Raw genomic sequence first — 20,506 nt, 5'->3', positions numbered from 1 at the left:
CAGCGCACGTGGTTCGCTAATTTCGCGAAACCGAGGCCCAATGAAAGGGTGGATTCCGCGCTAGCCCATTGGCCATGGGGCAAATCATTAAATTCATGATCAGGCCCAGCCGAGTCGCATTCAATGGGTCGGTATCCAGGTTTTCCGGCCCTGCACCCCGGCGAAACGTTCACGAAGTGGTGAGATCGGGGCCCCAGGCCCGCCGGTAAGAACCGGCGGCCTGAGGCATTAGCCTTCACCCCATGGTCCCCTGAAACGGGTCCTGCATTCCAGCCTGCTCGAGCAAGCCGTCATAGTCCCCGATGCCCGTCTCCGCCGGGTCACCCTCGAGATCGCGTCGCCCGCCCGCGGCCCATCGCTCCTGACTGTCATTCTGGTCAAGACTGCCGAGGCTCGGCTCAATATCTGCCGTGTCGTGCTCGGCGTCGGGGACGACTGTTTCCTCGCCGAGGTACTGCCGGGGGGCGTGAGACTGGTCCAGCATACGGTCGAAGGTCCCCAAGTCCATTTCCCGATCGTCGCCACTGCCTCCACCGCCCGCACCAAGGCCGGGGAACGCCTCCTGGAAACCAAGCCACGGCTCGTCGTCGTCCGGCTCCCGCTCCATGTGGTTGTCGGTGTCGTCGAGAAACCGGATCAGCCGGGCTATCTCGTCCATGGCCTCACGGCGGAGGCGCCAGATGGCCTTGAATATCTGCTCTGAGGGAATGTCGGTCTTGAGGAAGAGCGCACTAGCGGAGTCCGCTGGCGTTTGTGGAGACGTGCTTAAGGGTGGCGTGCTAAGCACGCTGTCAGCCTGGGTCATTGGATTTCCACTCCTTCGTGGCCCTGGTTAGAGCCGAGGCGGAAGCTGAACCCTTCCCCTCGGCTTGCAATTGGGATATCCTAGTTTCATGGCAAAGTCAAACCGGGATATCCCAAAAAAGAAACGAGGCCCTCCCTCAACGGGCGGCCGTAAGCCGCCTCAGCTTGTTCGGATGGACGACACGCTGACGGGGGCGATCGACCGCTGGCGCGAGAGCCAGGATGACGATCCATCCCGCCCAGAAGCGATCCGCCGCTTGGTCGAGATTGGGTTGAAGGCGAAGGTTAGGTGAGTTGGCCGACAGGATCGAAAGCCCTCTCCGCGCGTTGACTATTGAGCCCCAAGTGGGAGGTCATAATGATCAACCGAGAGCGGCGTACAACGACAGCTGCAGAGCGCGAGGCCCACAAGATATTCAAAGCGGTCAAGGCGAAGGAAGCCACGACCGATTACGCCAAAGAGCAAAAAGCGCTCCACGATAATCGAGAGCGCCTAAAAGCAGAACGGCTGGCGCGGGAAGCTGAAGCGGCCAACCACACAAAAGCAGGTTGAGCGTCCATCTGGATAACCACGGAGGACCAAGTTTGGCCTCCCAGTGGAGGGCGAAATGGCCCTGCACTTCAGCCGCGTCGAAACTGGCGATCTGGAGATGTGGATCGCAAGCAGCGACGACTATTCATTCGTTATCAGCAACGAGAGCCGAAGTGGACCAGGCTTGCATGGAGAGCCGGGTTTTGTTGCGTCATACCGTCCAGACTTTCTGAATATGCCCGCGCTTCAAGTGTCCGGATCGCCCTTCAGCACGTTCGCTGAAGCCGAACGGGCTTGCAATGCGTTCCTGGGTCGCCTCATCATTGAGGGATGACTACTCGTATCGGGCCGCCGGGCTGGTCGAGATCGGGCTGAAGGCGAAGAAGTGACCGCTACGGTCACGCCGCCATTAAGACGTAAGGCGACCGCGCTTCATTTTCGCAGCTATTCCGACCTGATCGGAACACTCCATCGACGCGACTCAGGATTGGGCTCCGCGCATGCGCATCCTGCGCATGATGGAGCGATCCAATGGCAGGCACTACCCACTGCAGGTACGGTCACGAGCTCACACTGGAGAACACTCAGCTCAGGTTCTCGACGAAAGGCAATTACCCGTACCGTCGATGCAGGATTTGTTTCGATCTAACTGACAGCGACATAGCCGGGATCGAAAAGCACTTCTTCAACGGCGGCTCGATCCGATCACTGGATCTGACAGCGCCAAAGATGCTCACCTTCAAGGAGTGCGAGACTTCCAATCCGGTATGGTGGAATCGCATCACCGCCCTTTCCAACCATAATGGTCGGATGAACAAAGCCAATGCGGCGCGCGCCCTGAAAGCGCAGCAAACCCACTGCAAGCAAGGCCATCCCTTCTCCGGCGACAACCTTCTCATGGAGCGGGATTCCAAAACCGGCGCACCACGACGCACCTGCCGCGCCTGCCGGCGTGCGTCCTACGAGAAGGCGAACTACAAATACACCGCGGAGCAGGTCGAGACCGCAACCGACTGCATCATGAATAAGGGCATGACGATCTCCGAGGTGACAACGCGGCGAGGTGACCGGTCTCGGATCATAAAGTTTGAAGCGCTTGCGTTTGCCCTGAGCAAAGACCCGGGCCTCAATGAGCGCGTTCGGCATCAGTCCGCGGTCAATACCGACGCGAAGCACCGATCGCGCCTTGGGACGTGGAAATCAAAGACTGCGGGCTACATGTCTGGATCGGAAATCGCAGCAGTCATCACCGCGCACCCCGAATGGACTGCACGGCGTGTCGCCGAAGAGACCGGCCGGGAGTTGTCTTATGTTCACTCATTGGCTTGGACCAAAGGTCTCAAGACCGCGCCCATGCGCGCCAACCGGCCAAAGTTGATCACTCCGCGGGGGATCGTGGACCGCGGACCGACACTGACAGGTATCATCGCGGCGCAACCGCACGAGGTCTACACTACAATCGATCAGATCGTGCCCCGCAATATCGACTTCGAGCGCCGCAAGGAGATCGTCAGCGCAATGTGCCTGGCCGCGCTGGAGGGCGAGTTTGATCTCGCCGATGCCAAGGCCGCCTATCCGCGCTTCCTCTCCGCAAGCTATCGGCAGTTCTCCTATAAGGCCTTCGGTGACATTCGGTGCCCGGTTTCGCTTGACGCACCGGTATATCTCGACAGCACCATGTTGCGCGTCGAGACGGTTTCGGAGACTCTGTGGGAACACATCTAAGGTCTAAGGTCTCGCGCCGGGCGGCTTCGGCTGCCTGGTGCCCTCACCTAAGTCAGGAGCCTCCTCAGGTGGCCAACATCGGCTTTAGCGGCACCAGCAAGGGCATGACGGGGGCCCAGAAGACGGCACTCCGAACGATCCTGGCCGACGTCAAAGGCGAACTGCATCACGGCGATTGCATTGGAGCCGACGCGGAGGCCCATGAGATCGCGGAGGAATGCGGCCTGCTTCCTATCTTGCACCCGCCGACCAATCACACCAAACGCGCGTGGTGCTCTTCCCCGAGCCATCTAATGCGTCCTGAGAGGCCATATCTAACCCGCAACCGGGACATCGTGGACGACACTGTTGCCCTGATTGCCGCGCCGGCTGAGTTCGACGAGCAGCCACGCGGCGGAACGTGGTACACCGTGCGCTATGCGAGGAAGTGCGGAAAGCCGATTGCACTGATCCTGCCGGATGGTTTGGTCAGGCGAACGCCTCCCGACCGATTGTAAGGAGCTGGTCGTAGCTTAACCACCGTTGCATTTAAGCCATTGACACAACCACCGGTTACGGTGGTACCCTGCCGCCTTTCATATAGGCGGGGATTTTTTTATGATCCGTTTCGCAGTTGCATTATTCGCATTGACGTTGCCCTTTTCTGTCCAGGCACAGACGACGGCCAAAGACCCGTCGCAGGGTGCTCCCATGAAGGGAGAGATCATCTCTGCCGTTGAACAGGTCAAAGTCGGGCTTGGTCAAGCCAAGCTGATCAAGTTCAACAGGATGATCGGAGATATCCAGGCCAGCGTGAACAACGTCGTCCGATCATCTGTCTTGGGCGACAAGTTCCTGCTTTCCGTAACCGGCGTATCGCCCGGCGCGACCGACCTCGTTGTGGTCAATCAATATGGCGATGTCATGTACATCGCGCACGTAACTGTCTCGCCAGGACTCGACCAAACCCAAGGCGATGCTCCTCACATTGTGAGGACGTATGGCTGGAGTGAAGCCAAAAAATCCGGCGGAAATTCCATCGTCACGATTGTCAATGGCGATTCAAAAGGCGGCGGCAATTCAGATTCGTCGGTGGACTTTGTTGAGCGCTCTTGCAATTCCACCGGGTGCAGCCAGCCGATCAGCCCTGCCGCTCAGGCGGCCGGTCTGGATCAGACCGACCCGCAGAAGCAGCGGTAGGCTCACATGAAGCAATTTCTTGCCGCGATCTTCATCGCATCGCTATCCTCATCGGCGTGGGCTGTTGACGGCTATATGGGCTTTGACAAGCCGTGTCCGGATCAGAATCCCCATCTACGTCGTCCGGCTGCTTGGGAAACGTGCGACTACGTGACGATCATCAAGCGTTGCGATGGTGATCTGGCGGAGCGCGTGTTCAATTCTCCACGCCATCCATCGAAATTGATCTCGGAGAATGGGCCGAATCCTCCTCGAAGGCTCGTCTGTCATCACGACTAATAGTGAATAAGGTGACGGGCTACTCGGGTCCGTCACTATTTGCTAACTTGTCCTGATGCACCTCTCACTCCGCCCCACTGTCATAGCCGGCGACCGTTGACCAAGTCGTTGTAGGCATGGTGGAGGCTGCCCGATAGCCCTAGCGGCTTCTCTCCCGAGGGATTTGGCGCGATCATGTGCAATGGGCTCGAAATCCCGAGAGTACATGTTCGGCGCAACGGTCAGGCATCTGGCCGAACGGGCCACAGAGGCGCGACGGGACGCCGACGGGCTGGCTTGCCAGGCTCGGAATGCCCGCATGCTCGCCTTTCAGGGACCGGCCCAGCCGTCCCCTGCCCTCGGCGATGCGCTCAACGCCAGCTACCGCTATCTCGAGGTGAAGTGTCTCGGCTGCGAGACCCATCAGGCCGTAGCGCTCGACATCGTGCGCCGGCCGAAATGGACACCGATCCACGAGCTCGAGCGCTACATGCGGTGCAGGCAGTGCTCTCGATCGAACGGCTTTCCGTTCAAGCGCGGCAACCTCGTGGCTTTGCGGACCACAAAGATTTCAACCATGAATCCACCGTCGACATGGTGGCTGGGAGACAGATAGCCGCCGGCTAGGAAGTCTTCTCTCTCTGGCTGTGTTCAAGAACGCTTCAGTCGCGCGATCCGCCTACAGTCTATCCACAACTCGATGAATTCATGCGCATCCAGATAATCCTCAGCTCGACGCTTCGCTTCTTCGTCGTCGTTGCAACGGAATTCGTAAGTCGCGCGCGCGACGCCCGCAGGATCGACGCCGAATGCCACGTAGGGTTTGAGTCCTTCAATCATTTTGTCCTCCTGGACCTAATGCAGGCGGAATGACGCAGCTCAGCGTCGGAATCTCTCTTTTGCAATCAAATGACGTCAGTAAGCGAAGAGGCCGCTGGCCGCCGATAGCGGCCTCTTGGGACCCAATCTCAAATGAATGTCTTGGAAATAAATTCGCTGTCGAAGGTCCGCCGATATCTAAACGAGGAATTCTTCGGGATGTGAAGTTCAAACAGAGGGAATGCACAACGGAACAATTGTGATGTTGCAAGGTCATCACAGTTTCAGGAGACCCGATGCCGTATCGTACAACTTACCAAGGGTAAGTATCGCACAGCGGGCAGGCAATGAGGAAAACTGTTGAAGGGTTCGCGGCATCCGACCTTGATGCTGAAGCGATCGATGCTCTCGACAAGGCGAGGATTTTGCCACCGGGACTTGCCCGGAATGAAGCAATGAAACTTGCCGGCGCTCTTCGCGCGGCGGCGGACAAAATAATTGGACCCAAGCTGCCCCGTCGCGGTCGACCGCCGGGCTGATTATTAGGGTGCCATTTTCCGTCGCGGGCTCGAGCATGCTCCGTGATCCAGCTAGCAGCCTCCTCCGCACATTCGTGCGGGTACTTCAGCCGGGAAGACATCATAAAAAACACCAGCGCCCCTACCCAGCGCTGGTGCTGTAGTTCCGCAAGCGTTGTAGCGTCGCCGCTGCGTGACGTGAGCTTCCCCAAATAGGCCTGCGCAGAGCAATGGGCCAATGGTCTATACGGAACTCGCCAAACCAGCCCCGGATACCTATCTTCAGGGTATGCCGATCACCCGAAAGCCGCTGGAAATCCCGCCTGAGGTCGCCCGGCAGTTCGCCACCAACATGCGGCTGTTCCAAGCGGAGTACGATCCTCTCAAGCGGGACGAGATCGCTGCGGACACTCGGCACATCCTGATCCAGCACATGCCGAAGGGCACCAAGCTGCGGCTCGCCGACGTCCTCGAGCTGTTCGAGCTGATGCGATGACCGAGCCGGCATGCATGCTTTGCGACGATACTGGTTGGGTCTGCGAGAATCATCCGGACCAACCCTGGACCGGCAACCACGCCTGCCGGTGCGGCGCTGCAGGAGCGCCCTGCCCGGCCTGTAACAAGCCGGACGAAGGCAAGATGCCACGGCTGCCAAAGGGCTTCCGAGCCGGGGAATAGGCCGCTGCATAACCTTCCGGCCACCTCCGCGGGAGGGCTAGCCAAGGCTGAATGCTCCACGGATTCAAGATTGCGCGCGAATGGGGCCGCCGAATGTTTTCACCTTGAACCTCAATTGCTGGATCATCAAAATCACCGCCGGCACCAGTGCCAGTCCGGCCAGGACATCCACCAGATAATGTCCGCCCTCGACGGGCGTCGACAGGATCATCAGCACATTCAACGCCAGTGAGATCGGAAACAGGATCCTAATTCCCCTGGTCACGTAAATCAGGATCAGCCCCAGCGCGGCGTGGAACGAAGGGAATGTGATCAATCCAACCACCTTGGCTAAGACGATCTCCCGCATCTGACCAGTGCGGAGCGCGGTCAAGTCAGCAAGGTGATAGGCGCGCGTGAGATCGGCCACACCATAGTAAACCCATGCGCTTTCCGCCGGCAGCAACCATGCAATCAAAGAGATGATCAAGAGCGTGCCCGAAAACAGCCAGAGAAATTCCCACATCCGATCCAGTCGGCCAGCCATGTTGAGAATGACCGGCATAGCGCAAGCTTGCATCGTAATGCTGGCGTAAGCCAGGATGAGGATGAAATCTATCACCGGATGAGTCTGCACCCAGTTGAACATCACGAGCCAATCGAACCCAATGGCGGCGTCAGCCGCCGCAAGGTAGTTATCAGTCAACTTAAATTTTGAGGTCGCCGTCAGGTAGATCAGCACGACGTTGACACTGGTCAAGGCGGAAAACTGCGAGAACATCAGAGCAAGAGCGGCCAGCCGCTCGTTTGGTCGCACGATCGTATAAAACAAATAGGTGGCGATCAGCATGGTGAAGACCACCGCAGGTATGTAGCCGATGGTTAGACGCATGCCTGACGACCACAGCCAAATCACGTCAACCGCGAAGACGGCGACGACGATTTTCCAAAACTCTTGATTGTCGGCAAGACCAAGCGCAGGCGACCGGGAGGTCACCCCTTCCAATTTGCTCATAAAATGTACCCGCCCCGAAAATAGCGCGAACGTAGCACCACAACCGATGCGTGAGCAATAGGAGTTCTACCCCGTTAGATCTCGTTTACTGTGAATCCCTCACACTCCAGGCGTCCAGGCAAAAAAGGACTGGCGCGCGCATCATCGGCCGCCATGCAAGTTGCCTGACTGCACTCTGTATTGCCTGGTAACCTCTTCATACTTCAGTTCGCAAACAGAGACTAAGGTCGGCTTCGAATGCGAGACTCGGTGGGCGCGACCATCGGAAGCGACTGCTTTTGGCCCTTCGCGCCATTTGCTGCGAGCTAGCCCTAGGACGCGTACTCATAAATCGTCGGTGCTGTCCGCTTCGCGCCAACACCGACCACTTTTGTACGACGCGCTAGGCTTGCGCTCGTCCTTCGGTTGCACCATCATCACCGACTGAGATTGGGGGGAAGCACAACATGAAGGAAGTCGTCGCGACCGCTGGCGCAGGGGCTTATACCGTCTATCGGTCGCAAGGACCGGTTCTCATCAAAGGTGCCAACCTCGGCATTGACATCAAGTATGGTTCGCTGATCGTAACGGCGAACGGCGAAGTTATATACGTGTTCGGCCCGAACCAATGGATCAACGTGAATTACGATCCAGCGCAATAGGATCGTTGACCGATGATTGAAACGTGGAAGCCAAGATCAACCGATGACGATCGGACCTGCGGCCGAGGAGCGCCGTAACTGGCTCACTAATTCCTGCGACTGGAAGCAAATTCCGAGGCACGCAGGGCAGCGCCGCCAAGTTCTGAAAGCGAGTTTTCTGGCATCCGGAAGCTGATCTTGCGAATTGCAGCGTCCAATTCTGCCTGGCTTTTTGGTTGTGTTTTGGGATCCAAATAGATGACTGTCATAATGACATTGCCATCCGGATCAATTCCAAAGTCCCAGCCTCCGAAATGATAGGAGGTAATAAAATCGTCGGCGACCATCTGCCCACAGTCCTAATAGTGAAAAAGTAAAAAAGCAGCTCATGCAGTTATAGTAGTGGAGTTCCCCTGTCGAGCCCTGATCGCGATAACGCTTCCGCGGCGACGATGTTCTTTCTCATTAGCTTGGCGGTGTCAGTCTTCAAACCCTCGAAATCGTCGTCATCGATCCGCTTTCTCGTTTGAAGCGAGGTCTGCAGCGAAATTAGGGAGACAATGAAAGCTGCTACAGTGAAGCCAATCTTCACCATCTCCCCGTCTTTCTGGCTCGGCATTTTGTCCCCCATAAAAGCTACGCCGCCGGGCTCGAAATGAGCTGTCCCGACGGCGCCCTGATACTGGGCCCCTGAAATCCCCCAGCAAGGCACGATCTAGCAGCCCTCACGCCGCTGATTTGTGAACCAGTTCACAAATTGCGCTCCGTAAAACCACTGCGTCGTCCGATTCTGGAGGAGTCCCAATCGCAGGCCACAAAGCTCCTATAAACGCAGTTGGACGCACGCTCGGACGAGGAATGATCCCGTCAGAGAGATGCTGCAATGGCCGAGAATTATCGCCTTCCCTCGTTCGACGACATGCCGGACGACGGGTCCGACGCTCCACCCCAGTCTGGCAGCGCTGGCCCCCTCATGTTCGATGATCTTCCAGAGGGAGGTGGCCGCCGGCTTCAACGAGGCCCATCTGCGGCGCCAGCGTACCTATCTGACCGAGACGTTGGACTGCAAGGCCGCACTCGCCAATATCTGTCTGATCAGGACGTAGGCCTGCCGAGCGGTTCTGCTGCGCCGCGCTCCGCGCAGCAGTGGCCCGGTACTGAGCAGCCGTTTGATCCTGACGCCTACCTTAGGTCGGTGCATAGAGATAATCCGCAGCGTCCCCTCATGTTCGATGACTTGCCGTCGTTCGACGACATGCCGGACAGCGCGCCACAACGTCCCCAAGCCGAAAGCAAACTGAAGACGTTCGGGCGTGAGGCCGCACATGGCGTGCTACCGGCGGCGGGCGGCATTGGCGGTGCCGGAGCCGGCGTTGCACTAGGTACGGCGGCGGCACCATTCCTTGGCCCCCTTGCTCCGGCCGGACCGATCATCGGCGGACTGGTCGGCATGATCGGCGGTTCAACGGCGATCGATAGGGCGCAGTCGATCGCGCTTAATGCCATTGGGTTCAACGATGACGCGCAGCGTGCCGCCAATATCCAGGCGAATCCGAAGACAGCGTTTGTCGGCGGCATTGCTCCGGCCATCGCAACGATGTCTCCCGCAGCGGGCGCTCGCGTCGGTGAGCGTGTCCTCGGCGGCGCGCTCATGGGCGGTTTCGAAGCCGGGCAGGAACTCTACAGCGAAGGCACGGTCGATCCGACGAAGCTGGCGGTCGCAGGCGCAGCCGGCGCAGCGTTTCCGCGCTTCAACCGCGTTGGTGAAGCCCTGTCCGGTGCTGGCGCTCGCGCGGTTGGTCGCGTCGCTGGCCGTCCCAATGTCGATCTCAACCCGGCCGCTCAACCAGCGCAGGAGGAAGCGCAGGTATCGCAGCAGCCCGTTGTGGAGGGTGAAGCAGCGACCGTTCAGACCGCCCCTCCGGAGACTGGGGATACGATCGGCAATCCACAGTCGAGCCCGGAACGGTCGGATCGGGTTTACGGCAAGGAGAGTACGCCCCCTGAACAGGGGGACATGCTGACGACCGGTGAAGTGGACCCTGCGACGGCAGCGGCGTTGCTGGACCAACTTGAGGGGAAGCCAGCGCGCCAATCTGCGCCACAGCCAGCGCAAGAGCCCGACCAGCCGCAAATAGTGCGTCCCGCCCAACAGGCGGAGGGTGTGCGGCTGCCGTCGTTTGACGAGATGCCGGGCGAACTTGGGCCCGGTGAGCCTGGACCCAGCGCCTCGATGCCGGCTCGTGCGATCGGCGACGACAAAGTCCAAGGCGAAATAGGCGCCGAAGGACTATCCGGAGACAATCACACGCAGACCGACCTTCCGGACACGATGCGCGCCCCCAAGTCGCCCACCGTGCGCGGCCTGATGGAAAAACTTTTGAACGACGAAGGCGGTTGGGTCGACCACGGCAAGATTGCCGACGACCTCAAGTCCAAGCTCAAAGGATCGGCTTTTCTCCATTCGTTCCTCGAGCCGGGGCGCAAGCCGACCAAGAGCTATATCGCCCGCGGCGTGCACGATGACAATCTCAGTCCGCAGGAAGAATATGCACGCTCGCTCTCAGACGAGCTCTACAAGGTGCGCAAGGCGAAAGAGCAGCACGTCATTGATCTGCAAAAATGGGCTGCATCGCTGCCGAAAGAGCTGAACAACCCAGAGACGCTTGAGCGAATGTATTTCGCGCGCGAGGCCGGCAAGATCGGCCAGCTCGATCCGCATGAACAGGCGCTCTACAATCAGCACCTGAAGCCTCTCTTCGACGAAAATGACAGGCTGTTCGATGACATTTCGAAGCTTGATCCCGACATGCTTGGTCCCAAGATTCAGGATCACATCTACCGGATTACAAAAGGCAACTCACCAGAGCGAGCCATCCTGAACCCTGGTGAGAGCGCCGATCCGATCGAGGGCACGTATGCGCTGGCCACGCGTCCTCGCGGTACGATGCTGGATCGCAAGTTCGTCGCATTGGAAAGCCCGGAGGGTCGTCGTTATGTCATTTCGTTGAACCATGACGGCTTCACACTTTGGAACAACGGCCAACCGATGAAGGTCGTCGACCCGCACTTCGAATACGAAAGCGGCGGGCAGTACCAGCTCGGTCACCGCGACTTCACGATGAAGGAAGCGACGACCCCGGAGATTGAAGAGCACGCGCGTGTAGTCGGCGGTGGCAAGCCCGAATATTATCACAACGCCGCCCTCTCCGCCTCCACAGCAAATCTCGACCTTGGCGAGATTGCGCGGCATTTGCAGTTCTTGCAGGATCTCAAATCAAATCCTGAATTTTTGAAGTACGCCAGAAAACCAGGGGAGAAGGCGCCAGACAACTACGTCGAGACAACTCTTAAAAACTTTCAAAACTGGCGAATGGACCCACAGCTTGCGTATGTCATGGATGACTTTGCGCAGCCCGGTATCAACAATCCTGCAATCAATCGACTGCGCCAACTGAGCCAAGCTGTAACTAAGACGATCTTCTGGATGCCGACGGCGCACATCAACAACGTGGGCACCCACTGGTTCGTTGAGCGCGGTTTCCGATGGCTCCCCGGTACCGGGGGTTATAAGAGCCTTGCCACGGATGGCCTGAAGGCGATCAAGTCTGTCGTCACGCAAGACGAATTGCAGAAACAATTGCGTGAGAGCGGAGCCGGAACGATTTACGGCGGAGTTATTTCGCGCAACGCGCTCGACAACCTTGCCAAGGGATTTGGAGAGGCCGTCGAAAAGAACCCATCAAAGTGGGACCCCATAGCGCGCCAGTTCGGCGTCGGTCCGAGCGATCTCGTGAAAGCTGTTTACAAGGCCTCAAGCCACGTCATGTGGGCCGCTAACGATATGTTTCTGACCCACTCCGTGCTCGAGCACATGCGTGACGGAATGTCGATGCGGGATCCCGAAGGATGACGCCGAAGCGCTCCGCCTCTCGAAATTCGCTGCAGATCACGGGAATGCGCAAGGTCAAAACGACCTTGGAGTTCTTTATCTAGGGGGACGTGGCGGGCTTCCCCAAAATGATACTGAAGCCGCCCGTCTTTTTAGGCTTTCCGCAGATCAGGGCTTCCCGGCGGCGCAATACAATCTCGGCAGATTGTATCAAACGGGACGTGGCGGCTTAGCCAAAGATGAGTATGCGGCCGCCCGTCTATACAGAACAGGCGCAGAGCGCGGTAACGCCTTCGCGCAAGTCTATCTCGGGCTCTTTTATCTCGAGGGACGCGGCGGAGTCACCAAAGATGAACGTGAAGCGGGCCGACAGTTCAAATTATCGGCCGACCAAGATAATGCTCTCGGACAGGCTTATCTTGGACTCGCCTATGCGCGAGGTCACGCTGGGGTATCAAAAGACCAGCATGAAGCCGTACGACTTTTTAAGCTTTCGGCCGATCAAGGTAACGCCGTTGGTCAGGCGAACCTCGGATTTTCCTATGAGCGTGGAGAGGGCGGTCTAGCAAGAGACGATCGTGAAGCTGTGCGTCTCTACAAGTTGTCAGCTGATCAAGGCAACGATCAGGCGCAAAATAGCTTGGGCGTGGCGTATTTGCGCGGCTCCGGTGGCTTAACTAGGGACGAGACCGAAGCAGTACGGCTTTATAAACTTGCAGCAGAACACAGGAATGCGCAGGCGCAGGCGAATCTGGGACTTGCCTATTTGGGTGGAGTCGGAGGACTGCCGAAAGATGTTGTCGAGGCTGTACGGTTCTTCAAAATGTCTGCGGATGGTGGCAACGCTCTAGGTCAGGCAAATCTAGGAGCTGCATACGAGCGCGGCGATGGCGGGTTAGTGAAAGATGAGCGCGAAGCAGTCCGCCTGTACAGGTTAGCCGCAGATCACGGAAATCGTTTTGCCCAGGCGGCATTGGCCCGTCTCGGCGTCCCTTGGCCCGCGGCACCTCAGATAATGACCGAACTATCCGCGGGCGACGCGCACGTGAGGATGGTTTCAGGCAATGGGACCTTTTACGTGCCCGCTCTCATAAACGGCACTCTGAAGTTAAACTTCGTTGTTGACAGTGGAGCCTCTGACGTATCGATCCCAGCCGATGTTGCTCATCCCTCTCCGGTTCGGTACGCATCCTTCCTGTCGTACTGCGTGGTGGGTTTATGGTGCGCTCGGAGGGCGCCCGCATTTGATGCGATATCAATGGGTTACGGAGGCCAAGAGCAGGTTGAGGTGCATTTCGGGCGCAAAGGTACTTTTCAAAAAGGGTCCTGCGGATCGGGCAAAACGGCGTGGAGCGCTACCGCCTTTTCTCGGCAACTACACTACCTCGCTCGATCCTTGGCATGAGACACTTCGTTGGCCACCGCTACAGAGGGCCAACCAAGCGCGCTGTTCCGAATGAACGGCTTCCAAACGAACACCGAAGCGAACCGCAGGATCTTGATTTTCATGCCAACGTTTGGCGTGAGCGAGCCCAAGCACAGCGGAATCAAAACCTGCTTGATCATTCAACGATTTCAAGCCGTGTTTGGAAAAATTGGCCGAATTCGCCTCCAGTCGTATCAATTACCACCCGGAAACTTCCGACAGAGCTGCTGATTAAGAGACGCGTGAAATCGTAGGAAAATCAATGACCATTCCGACAATTAACTGCCCTAAGCGGCATTGAATCCACTACAGGATTTTGTTCCGTCGGAATGGCCGGATTGTAAACCAAGGGCTCCGGACCGGTCGAAATTGGTCGCCTGCGCGGACGTCGCCACCGCCCCGTCACACCGGGCAGCAAACCATCCGCTCCTGAAAATTCGTCGGTGGCGTGTTGCTGCCACTCAGAAGTCCCTCCGACGCAAGGAACGACCGCGCCGACGACACATCCAGATTTGGGCACGATGGAACATCATAGCCGCAACGCTCGATCACCAGTTTTGCAGTCTCTCCCGCACGGATCGCCAATCCGTCCGGCACGCCGGTCAGCGCCGCATGATGGATCGCATAGATCTCCTGAGGCTGGAGGTTGGGCCGGCCATTCCCGATCGAGCCGCTCGACAGCGCTTCGCGCGGATTGTGCGACCAGCTTGCGAGGCCGATCGAAGAGTCAACCTTCACCCGCTTCGACCGATTGACGTAATCCAGCATCTGCCCCACAGCCGGTGTCATGCCGAGGAAGTGCTCGATATCCTCGCAGATCTTCTCCGGCGTCCGAACTAGCTCCTCGAAGCGGACCAGCATCACGCGATCCAGCTTGGCATGCTCGAGGCAAATCGCCGTCTCTACCAACCATATCGACAACGCCCGGCCAAACGAAAACCCTCGCCGCTTCAGACTCCAGATCTGGTCCAACGGGTCCCTGATCAAGCAGATGGCGCGACCGGCGGGAAGCGCGTCGAGAAACTCCGGCACCGCATAAATGTTCGTGGGCGATTTTTCGGCGAAGCGTCTCTTTCCCTCCAACTTGAGCAACGGACCAAAAAGGTCGGAAAGGAAATCGTCGACGTTGCGATTGCGCTGGAATATCTCGACGACCTGCCCCTGATCAAATCCGTAGAACGAAAAATTGTCGTCATACGCAAAGGCGTAAGGCGACAGGCCCGCGCTGACGTTGCAAAACGTGTCGCGCGACGTGAAGCCTCCGGACAGGTAGATCCCGATCGCAAGACGGCGAAACAGATCGAAGTCGCGATACAGCAACGGATGCCCAAGGATGCAGAGTTCCGGTCCGCAGGCGACGTCGGGATGCGCATCCAGCATCACGCTCAGCAGGGTCGAACCGGAGCTCGGCGGCGAGCCGATCAGGATAGGAGCATCAACCGTCATTTCTTGTCCCAACACGCACTGCCCCGGCCAGGTCCACCGGCGCAGCCGCAACATGCGAAACGCTGCAGTCCTGCACCACCAGCCCGAGGTTCTTGAAGTGACGGCTGTCGACCGTCACCGATATGACGTACTGCCTATCATGGCGATCGTACGCTGGCGGAGGATCTCCCCAATTTGTGATGTCGAGGAACTTAAGAGCGGCGACTGAGACCAGATATTCGCCTGCGCCGAGCCGGAACGGATCAAACCGGAAATCGACCGAGCCACGTCCGGAAACAGTTCCCATGTCGAGGCCAAGTAGACGGGTATTTTGATGTGTCATTTGTACGCCGTCGAGCCCGAAAAACGTGACCGCAAAGACGGGATCGTCCACGCTCCGCTTGGTCTCGTAACCAATTCGGACCGTCAGCGGACGGCCAAGGCCGAGCACTCGTTTCGAGATTCCCTGCTCATCGATGAACTCGACGCTCGTGATCCGCAAGACGTCTCGCCCAGCCCCGTCGGGGCGTTCAGTCAAAGTCACAACGGGCGTCGCCGTTTCCGTCTCCATTGCAGCAGCGGGCTCATCGGCGGGCGGTGGAGCTTCGACGACTGCGACCGACGGCGCGTTGTCCGCCTCGATCCCCTCTTCGATCAAATGGCCAGGAAGCGAGAGCACCGTCGTTATCAGGCCCGCACCGTCGGCTCCGAGCTGACCGAGCGTCACATAGCTATTTGCAGGCGTCGACCAATAATCCACGTAGATCGCTTCGTCGGACGCGGCCTCGTGGACGATCGATAGCGCAAACGACCTCCCATTCGCCCAATCAGCTGCGTCAACCGACAGTACAAAGGGCGCGTGGCCGTCCCTACCCCCGAAATTGCCGTACTGCCGCGTCAGACCGTATTGCGAACGAACCGAGCGGCCCCAATTGTTGTTGGCCGGGTCGTCGACAATGTAACTGCCGCTGCCGACACTGTTGTCCATCGGCGCCCCGAGTTCGAGCCTCGCGACAGGGCGCCCCTCGGCCGAAAGCTCAAAGCCACCAATCCCGTAAGCCCGCTGTGGGCCCTTTTCCGTCGTACGCAGGCGAAGGAGCAGCGGGACCGCCGATGCCTCCAGCGATTCCATGGCCTGAAGCTGCGTACGGGACAGCCGCATCTCCCTGGCCCGCAGTCGCTGTTCGGTTTTTGACTCGATAAACTTCAGATATTCCTTGATCACCACATGCGGCTGACCCGACATGAAGTTGCGGCCGTTGCGGACCCAGATGACACGGGAGCACAGCCGCTGCACCGATCCGAGATCATGACTGACGAACAGGACCGTCATGTCGTCGCGCTCTGTCAACTGGCGCATGCGTTCGGTCGATTTTCCCGCGAAGTACGCGTCGCCAGCTCCGAGGATTTCATCGACAATCAGAATTTTGGGCCGAATGCACGTAGCGACGGCGAAGGCCAGCCTCGCCAGCATGCCCGACGAATAGGTCTTGATCGGTTGATCGATGAAGGCGCCCAATTCGGTAAAGTCGAGGACGTCGGCTTCGTGGGCAGCGACACTGGCCGCAGGCAAATTGTTGTAGGCCAGCGAGGCCCGGATATTCTCGCGGCCGGACAGATCGGCATGGAAGCCGGTCCCGGCCTCGAAAAGTGCCTGCACTGAGCCACTGATATTGATCGTACCTTCGGAAGGTACCAGCTTGTTGGCGATCAACTTCAGCAGCGTACTTTTTCCGGAGCCGTTTTCTCCGATCACGCCCAGCCGCTCGCCGCCCTCGACGCGGAGATCGAATTCGCGAAGAGCCCAGAATTCACGAAACAGCGCACGCTTGCGTAGCGGGCTCGCACTAAAGCCGGAAATGTGCAGCAACTGATCCAGCGGGCTTCCATAGACCCGGTAAAACTTGCCAAGATTTTCGATCGAGATTGCCGGCTCTTGCATGACGAACCTAGAGATTTTCGATCAGTTCACGCTTGGCGCGCATGAACAACCCGTAGCCGATCAAGGGCGACACGACGCCCCAAGCGACTATTCCGGCCCAGACGCCAGCCGCAGGCACCTTCCCTCGCACCAGGATGTCCTGGAACGCCCATATGAAATGAGCCAGCGGGTTCACGTAACAGACGAAACGCAGCTCGGACGGTACCATCTCGATCGTGTACGCAATGGGGCTCACCATCATCAACAGCAATATCACGATCGGCAAAATCCTGATGATGTCGCGCACGAAAACCGTCACGACGCTCAAGGTCCACGCCAAGCCGGTCAGGAAGCAGATGAACAACACCCACACCGGCGGCAGGAGCAGTAACGTCGAGCTGGTGTGCCCCGACACGGTGGTCGCGACGATGATCATCACAACGCCAACCGTCATCGGCACCTGGCTGAGCAAAACCGTCTTCACCGGGACAAGCTCGATGGGAAACAGCGTATTTCTCAGCAAGCCCATATTGCCGAGGACCGAAGAGGCTCCTGCGGTAATGGATTCCGACGCGCTCAGAAACGGCACAAGCCCGCAGAAGATCAGCAGCACGTACCCCACCGGCGTAAATCCAAGTGGTCGCACATTCAGAATGAACAGAAACACGAACGCGTAGACGGACAAGAACGCCAACGGATACAGGAAAACCCAGGCCGTTCCCAAGATCGTGCTGGCATGCTGGCTCCGGAGTTCTGCCAGCATGACGCGAAACAACAGGGATCGGTGCCGAAACAGCTCGGTCAATGAGGCCATCATGGAATCCGCGGCCGAACGATCGATGCCATCGAACGGTGGAAAGCAGTCGACATCGCGATCAACCCCTGTAGCCGATCTGGCGTTTCGCGCTATCAGCATCGAGACCCAGACGGCTGTACAAATCGAGGATTTTCGATTTTTCGACATCCCAGGAATAGCGATCTTGCTCCGACAGCAACCGCGGCCGGAACCGGGCCGGCCCGCCCGCTGAGGCATCGAACATCGCGTTGATGGCCGCGGAATAATCGCTTTCCTCGTCCAAGCGGTGCACCAGGCCGAATCCCTCACCCGCTATGATTGAACGCAGGAACGGCAGGTCGTTGCCGATGATCGGAAGACCCGCGAGAATGAACTCGAACAGCTTGTTGGGAGAACAATAGTAGTTGTTGAGATCGATGCTCTGGTACGGAATGATCCCGGCATCCGCCGACGCCGTCCAAAACAGCAGCTCTGATTGAGGAACGGTGCTCTTGAAGTGCACCCGTTCGGTCAAATTGCGAGATCGTGCAATCTCCTCGAGCTCTTCCTTTGCTTCGCCATATCCCATGAAAACGAGATGGACATCCTCGCGAACGCCGGACATCGCCGCACATAGCTTCTGCAGGCCGCGCGTCTTGGACATCCATCCCTGATACAGCAGGATCTGATGGCGATCCGAGATCGAGAAATGCTCTCTCAGGAGCGCATGCGGCTGTTTGGCATCAAAGCCGGTAGGCTTCCACGACGCGTTGAAGACGACGGCGGGTTCGGCGATCGCATAGCGGTTGGCCATCTCGGTCGCGATCAACGGATTGACGGTGATGACCGTGTCGCATTCGCGGATCAGCTCCCGCTCCTTCCGATCGAGCCGCGCCTTGTCCTCTGCGGACAACGTACAGATTTCAGGATAGAGCTCGTGGGCATCGTAGATGACGGGAACGCCGAGCTCACGCTTGAGATGAACGGCGGCGCCAAGCATCGGAAGATCATGGGCATGCACCACGTCGGGATTATACCGGCGAACGCAGGCGAGCAGATGTCGTTCATGCGCGCTGAGTGCCGAGGGCTCCGCCACCGTTTCGACCACAGCGACTGCTACCGGAACCGGCACCGACACCTTCGGGCGCCGCGGCAGCTGGCGGATCGATCGTAGAGCCGACGAGAGGCCACGCCATGCATGACGGAGCGCAGCGGCTAGTCCGGACCGCACGGCCGACAGAGCCGAGCGGATGCGGGCACGTACCGAGCGGATGCCGGCACGTACCGACCGCAGCACCGCCACGATTGTACGGACGATCGCGCCCACCAATCGCTTGGCCGCCTGGGCAAAAGATCTCGCCTTCCTAACCGCGATCGATTTCGCATATGGGAAGAAAAGCCGAGCCCAATATTTCGAGACCTTGTAAGCCAGGTACCAAGCCTCGAGGCGTCGAATCCACGCGAATCGATACTTGACGAAATTGACGTCGCCGACGGTCGGAAAGACCGGCTGAAGTTGATCGGACGGCGAGAAACGTTCAACCTTGATCTTGTCGATCCACTCAAAACGCGGCCGTCCCTCGCCCTGGCCGGCAATCAAGATAACCTCGTGGCCGACTGCAATCAGGCTCTCGGCCTCCTGCAAGATGCGCCGGTCAATCTCAACGTCGTCAGTGATCATCACGATACGCATCGGAATTCTACTTGACGTAGTGCTGCAGCGCTTGGCGGGCGACAGCTGTGCTATCGTGGATCGCTTCGACATATTTTCGTCCCTGGCGCCCAAGCTCGCTCCAGCGGGACCTGTTCTCGACCAAGTCCTTCAAGACACGTTCGATGGTGTTCGGGTCGGCCGAAACAATCGGCAGATCATCCGGATAAAACTGTCTCAGATCGTCACGAATGCGGCATATCACCGGCTTGCCCAGCGCCATCATCTCGACGGCAAACTGCCCGTAGGAACCGATCAACAACTGGTCAACCGCGATGTCCGCGTTGCGGCACGCCAGCATCGCATCGCTGTACTTCATGCCCTCGACCAGCTTCAATTCGATCGGCCAGCCTTTGGCCTGCAGCTTTTCTACCGCCTCCAGCAAATATTTGGTTCCCTTCAACATCCGGCTGGAGGGACCATGAACGATTCTGCAAATATTGGGGTCCCTGTCCTCCGGCGCCGTTTCTAGCGCCGAGATCGAGTCGAGCGAAGACAGCACGATTGGCTGAGGCAGAAAGACACTGCCAGGCAGAAATTCGAGCAGATCCGGAGTACTCACAAACGTGCCGGTTCCAAGCTCAAGAGCGACTTTGCGGGCCCACGCCCGATTGGCGCTGCATGCAACCGGCCAGCATTCGGCACAGGCCGAGATCGATTGGGTCGCGACCACATGCTTGGCGTCTCTGATATCGCAGCCGCAGAAATAGAAGAACACCTTCGCTCCGCGACCAACCAGCGATTTCACATCCAGCAGATGTGGCCCCGTAAGCGATTCGCCAAAGTAGAAGTGAAAAACGTCGAACCTCGCCGACTCCAGCAGAAAAAGCCGAAGCATTTCGCCGGCGCGGATCATTGGGTTTGCCGACAGCAGTCGATCGGCAGGATAGGCAAAGAATCCCGTTGTCCGGCACCACGAGACGGCATTGTGCCCAAGCGATCGCTGGGCAGCGGCTAGTACTCCTGCCATTCCGCCAATGTTCTGCAGTCCGTGAAAAATTCTCATCTAACTTGCGCTGACCGCGCCATTCCCCGATCCACCCGCCTGCGTAAAAACGCCCGCGGCGTTAGCCAATACAATTCATTGCAGCAAATAGAACTCGACCCATTCGTTACGTCGCCCGCGATTTCATCGTGACCAATACCGTCACCTTACCGGTCGGGCATTAGATTGAGGTATCGGAGGGCCGATCGAAACGACCGGATATCTAACATAGCCGGATGCAGGA

Annotated in this window: 21 protein-coding genes; 12 read left to right on the top strand and 9 right to left on the bottom strand. The window is 58.3% G+C overall.

Features of this window, described 5'->3' with window-relative positions:
* Positions 1–235: 235 nt before the first annotated feature.
* A complete protein-coding gene (locus tag BI327_RS08085; protein WP_076859460.1) occupies positions 236–805 on the bottom strand; it encodes a hypothetical protein in 570 nt (189 codons plus the stop codon).
* Between the two features lie 357 nt (positions 806–1,162).
* Between BI327_RS08085 and BI327_RS08080 the strand changes: the two genes are divergently transcribed.
* From BI327_RS08080 to BI327_RS08055, 7 genes are all read left to right on the top strand, one after another.
* A complete protein-coding gene (locus BI327_RS08080) occupies positions 1,163–1,357 on the top strand; it encodes a hypothetical protein (RefSeq protein WP_076860677.1) in 195 nt (64 codons plus the stop codon).
* Positions 1,358–1,412: 55 nt separating this feature from the next.
* A complete protein-coding gene (locus BI327_RS08075) occupies positions 1,413–1,670 on the top strand; it encodes a hypothetical protein (protein ID WP_076859458.1) in 258 nt (85 codons plus the stop codon).
* Positions 1,671–1,867: 197 nt separating this feature from the next.
* The gene (locus tag BI327_RS08070) at positions 1,868–3,061 is read left to right on the top strand and encodes a hypothetical protein (protein ID WP_076859456.1); all 1,194 of its coding nucleotides are present in this window, start codon (positions 1,868–1,870) and stop codon (positions 3,059–3,061) included.
* Between the two features lie 68 nt (positions 3,062–3,129).
* The gene (locus tag BI327_RS08065) at positions 3,130–3,558 is read left to right on the top strand and encodes a hypothetical protein (RefSeq protein WP_143271556.1); all 429 of its coding nucleotides are present in this window, start codon (positions 3,130–3,132) and stop codon (positions 3,556–3,558) included.
* Positions 3,559–3,658: 100 nt separating this feature from the next.
* The gene (locus tag BI327_RS08060; protein ID WP_076859453.1) at positions 3,659–4,240 is read left to right on the top strand and encodes a pilus assembly protein N-terminal domain-containing protein; all 582 of its coding nucleotides are present in this window, start codon (positions 3,659–3,661) and stop codon (positions 4,238–4,240) included.
* A gap of 6 nt (positions 4,241–4,246) precedes the next feature.
* Positions 4,247–4,519: a hypothetical protein gene (locus BI327_RS41520; RefSeq protein WP_143271555.1), complete on the top strand. Its 273-nt coding sequence runs from the start codon at positions 4,247–4,249 to the stop codon at positions 4,517–4,519.
* 181 nt (positions 4,520–4,700) lie between these two features.
* Positions 4,701–5,114, top strand: coding sequence for a hypothetical protein (locus BI327_RS08055; RefSeq protein ID WP_076859451.1), 414 nt, complete (start codon positions 4,701–4,703; stop codon positions 5,112–5,114).
* A gap of 35 nt (positions 5,115–5,149) precedes the next feature.
* On the opposite strand, the gene BI327_RS08050 is transcribed toward BI327_RS08055, so the two are convergent.
* Positions 5,150–5,338 (bottom strand): hypothetical protein, encoded by a 189-nt coding sequence (locus BI327_RS08050; RefSeq protein WP_076859449.1) that lies wholly within the window; start codon positions 5,336–5,338, stop codon positions 5,150–5,152.
* Positions 5,339–6,073: 735 nt separating this feature from the next.
* Here BI327_RS08050 and BI327_RS08045 point away from each other — a divergent pair.
* The gene (locus BI327_RS08045; protein WP_076859447.1) at positions 6,074–6,331 is read left to right on the top strand and encodes a hypothetical protein; all 258 of its coding nucleotides are present in this window, start codon (positions 6,074–6,076) and stop codon (positions 6,329–6,331) included.
* A 246-nt stretch (positions 6,332–6,577) separates the two neighbouring features.
* Here the strand turns inward: BI327_RS08045 and BI327_RS08035 are convergent, their stop codons facing one another.
* Positions 6,578–7,507, bottom strand: coding sequence for a phosphatase PAP2 family protein (locus tag BI327_RS08035; RefSeq protein ID WP_076859443.1), 930 nt, complete (start codon positions 7,505–7,507; stop codon positions 6,578–6,580).
* A gap of 446 nt (positions 7,508–7,953) precedes the next feature.
* On the opposite strand from BI327_RS08035, the gene BI327_RS08030 reads away from it, so the two are divergent.
* Positions 7,954–8,148: a hypothetical protein gene (locus tag BI327_RS08030; RefSeq protein WP_076859441.1), complete on the top strand. Its 195-nt coding sequence runs from the start codon at positions 7,954–7,956 to the stop codon at positions 8,146–8,148.
* An 86-nt stretch (positions 8,149–8,234) separates the two neighbouring features.
* On the opposite strand, the gene BI327_RS41515 is transcribed toward BI327_RS08030, so the two are convergent.
* On the bottom strand, positions 8,235–8,474 hold the full coding sequence (locus tag BI327_RS41515; RefSeq protein WP_143271554.1) for a hypothetical protein: 240 nt from the start codon (positions 8,472–8,474) through the stop codon (positions 8,235–8,237).
* Between the two features lie 633 nt (positions 8,475–9,107).
* Here BI327_RS41515 and BI327_RS43510 point away from each other — a divergent pair.
* The 3 genes from BI327_RS43510 (at position 9,108) to BI327_RS08015 (ending at position 13,424) form a co-directional block, all read left to right on the top strand.
* Positions 9,108–9,233 (top strand): hypothetical protein, encoded by a 126-nt coding sequence (locus BI327_RS43510; protein WP_283807769.1) that lies wholly within the window; start codon positions 9,108–9,110, stop codon positions 9,231–9,233.
* 119 nt (positions 9,234–9,352) lie between these two features.
* Positions 9,353–12,040 (top strand): hypothetical protein, encoded by a 2,688-nt coding sequence (locus BI327_RS08020; protein ID WP_076859437.1) that lies wholly within the window; start codon positions 9,353–9,355, stop codon positions 12,038–12,040.
* A complete protein-coding gene (locus tag BI327_RS08015) occupies positions 12,006–13,424 on the top strand; it encodes an SEL1-like repeat protein (protein WP_076859435.1) in 1,419 nt (472 codons plus the stop codon). Before BI327_RS08020 ends, BI327_RS08015 begins: the two co-directional genes overlap by 35 nt.
* A 423-nt stretch (positions 13,425–13,847) precedes the next feature.
* Here the strand turns inward: BI327_RS08015 and BI327_RS08005 are convergent, their stop codons facing one another.
* The 5 genes from BI327_RS08005 to BI327_RS07985 form a co-directional block, all read right to left on the bottom strand.
* A complete protein-coding gene (locus tag BI327_RS08005; RefSeq protein ID WP_083741982.1) occupies positions 13,848–14,945 on the bottom strand; it encodes a sulfotransferase family protein in 1,098 nt (365 codons plus the stop codon).
* Positions 14,881–16,812, bottom strand: coding sequence for an ABC transporter ATP-binding protein (locus BI327_RS08000; protein WP_076859430.1), 1,932 nt, complete (start codon positions 16,810–16,812; stop codon positions 14,881–14,883). Before BI327_RS08000 ends, BI327_RS08005 begins: the two co-directional genes overlap by 65 nt.
* A gap of 7 nt (positions 16,813–16,819) precedes the next feature.
* Complete coding sequence (locus BI327_RS07995; RefSeq protein ID WP_210191180.1) at positions 16,820–17,596, bottom strand: ABC transporter permease; 777 nt, start codon at positions 17,594–17,596, stop codon at positions 16,820–16,822.
* A gap of 70 nt (positions 17,597–17,666) precedes the next feature.
* Positions 17,667–19,259: a glycosyltransferase gene (locus BI327_RS07990; RefSeq protein ID WP_076859426.1), complete on the bottom strand. Its 1,593-nt coding sequence runs from the start codon at positions 19,257–19,259 to the stop codon at positions 17,667–17,669.
* A 7-nt stretch (positions 19,260–19,266) separates the two neighbouring features.
* Positions 19,267–20,283, bottom strand: coding sequence for a glycosyltransferase (locus tag BI327_RS07985; protein ID WP_083741979.1), 1,017 nt, complete (start codon positions 20,281–20,283; stop codon positions 19,267–19,269).
* Positions 20,284–20,506: the final 223 nt, after the last annotated feature.

It is taken from the genome of Bradyrhizobium mercantei (assembly GCF_001982635.1).
GTDB classification, from domain to species: Bacteria; Pseudomonadota; Alphaproteobacteria; order Rhizobiales; family Xanthobacteraceae; genus Bradyrhizobium; species Bradyrhizobium mercantei.
The sequence above is the reverse complement of the archived record's forward strand: the minus strand, read 5'-3'. Positions and strand labels throughout refer to the sequence as shown.

Coding starts and splice junctions, on each gene's coding strand:
- BI327_RS07985 (WP_083741979.1), bottom strand. CDS start 20,283: ATGAGAATTTTTCACGGACTGCAGAACATTGGCGGAATGGCAGGAGTA.
- BI327_RS08035 (WP_076859443.1), bottom strand. CDS start 7,507: ATGAGCAAATTGGAAGGGGTGACCTCCCGGTCGCCTGCGCTTGGTCTT.
- BI327_RS07990 (WP_076859426.1), bottom strand. CDS start 19,259: ATGCGTATCGTGATGATCACTGACGACGTTGAGATTGACCGGCGCATC.
- BI327_RS08070 (WP_076859456.1), top strand. CDS start 1,868: ATGGCAGGCACTACCCACTGCAGGTACGGTCACGAGCTCACACTGGAG.
- BI327_RS08005 (WP_083741982.1), bottom strand. CDS start 14,945: ATGTTGCGGCTGCGCCGGTGGACCTGGCCGGGGCAGTGCGTGTTGGGA.
- BI327_RS08000 (WP_076859430.1), bottom strand. CDS start 16,812: ATGCAAGAGCCGGCAATCTCGATCGAAAATCTTGGCAAGTTTTACCGG.
- BI327_RS08075 (WP_076859458.1), top strand. CDS start 1,413: ATGGCCCTGCACTTCAGCCGCGTCGAAACTGGCGATCTGGAGATGTGG.
- BI327_RS08055 (WP_076859451.1), top strand. CDS start 4,701: ATGGGCTCGAAATCCCGAGAGTACATGTTCGGCGCAACGGTCAGGCAT.
- BI327_RS08085 (WP_076859460.1), bottom strand. CDS start 805: ATGACCCAGGCTGACAGCGTGCTTAGCACGCCACCCTTAAGCACGTCT.
- BI327_RS08060 (WP_076859453.1), top strand. CDS start 3,659: ATGATCCGTTTCGCAGTTGCATTATTCGCATTGACGTTGCCCTTTTCT.
- BI327_RS08050 (WP_076859449.1), bottom strand. CDS start 5,338: ATGATTGAAGGACTCAAACCCTACGTGGCATTCGGCGTCGATCCTGCG.
- BI327_RS08030 (WP_076859441.1), top strand. CDS start 7,954: ATGAAGGAAGTCGTCGCGACCGCTGGCGCAGGGGCTTATACCGTCTAT.
- BI327_RS08020 (WP_076859437.1), top strand. CDS start 9,353: ATGTTCGATGACTTGCCGTCGTTCGACGACATGCCGGACAGCGCGCCA.
- BI327_RS41515 (WP_143271554.1), bottom strand. CDS start 8,474: ATGGTCGCCGACGATTTTATTACCTCCTATCATTTCGGAGGCTGGGAC.
- BI327_RS08045 (WP_076859447.1), top strand. CDS start 6,074: ATGGTCTATACGGAACTCGCCAAACCAGCCCCGGATACCTATCTTCAG.
- BI327_RS41520 (WP_143271555.1), top strand. CDS start 4,247: ATGAAGCAATTTCTTGCCGCGATCTTCATCGCATCGCTATCCTCATCG.
- BI327_RS43510 (WP_283807769.1), top strand. CDS start 9,108: ATGATCTTCCAGAGGGAGGTGGCCGCCGGCTTCAACGAGGCCCATCTG.
- BI327_RS08080 (WP_076860677.1), top strand. CDS start 1,163: ATGATCAACCGAGAGCGGCGTACAACGACAGCTGCAGAGCGCGAGGCC.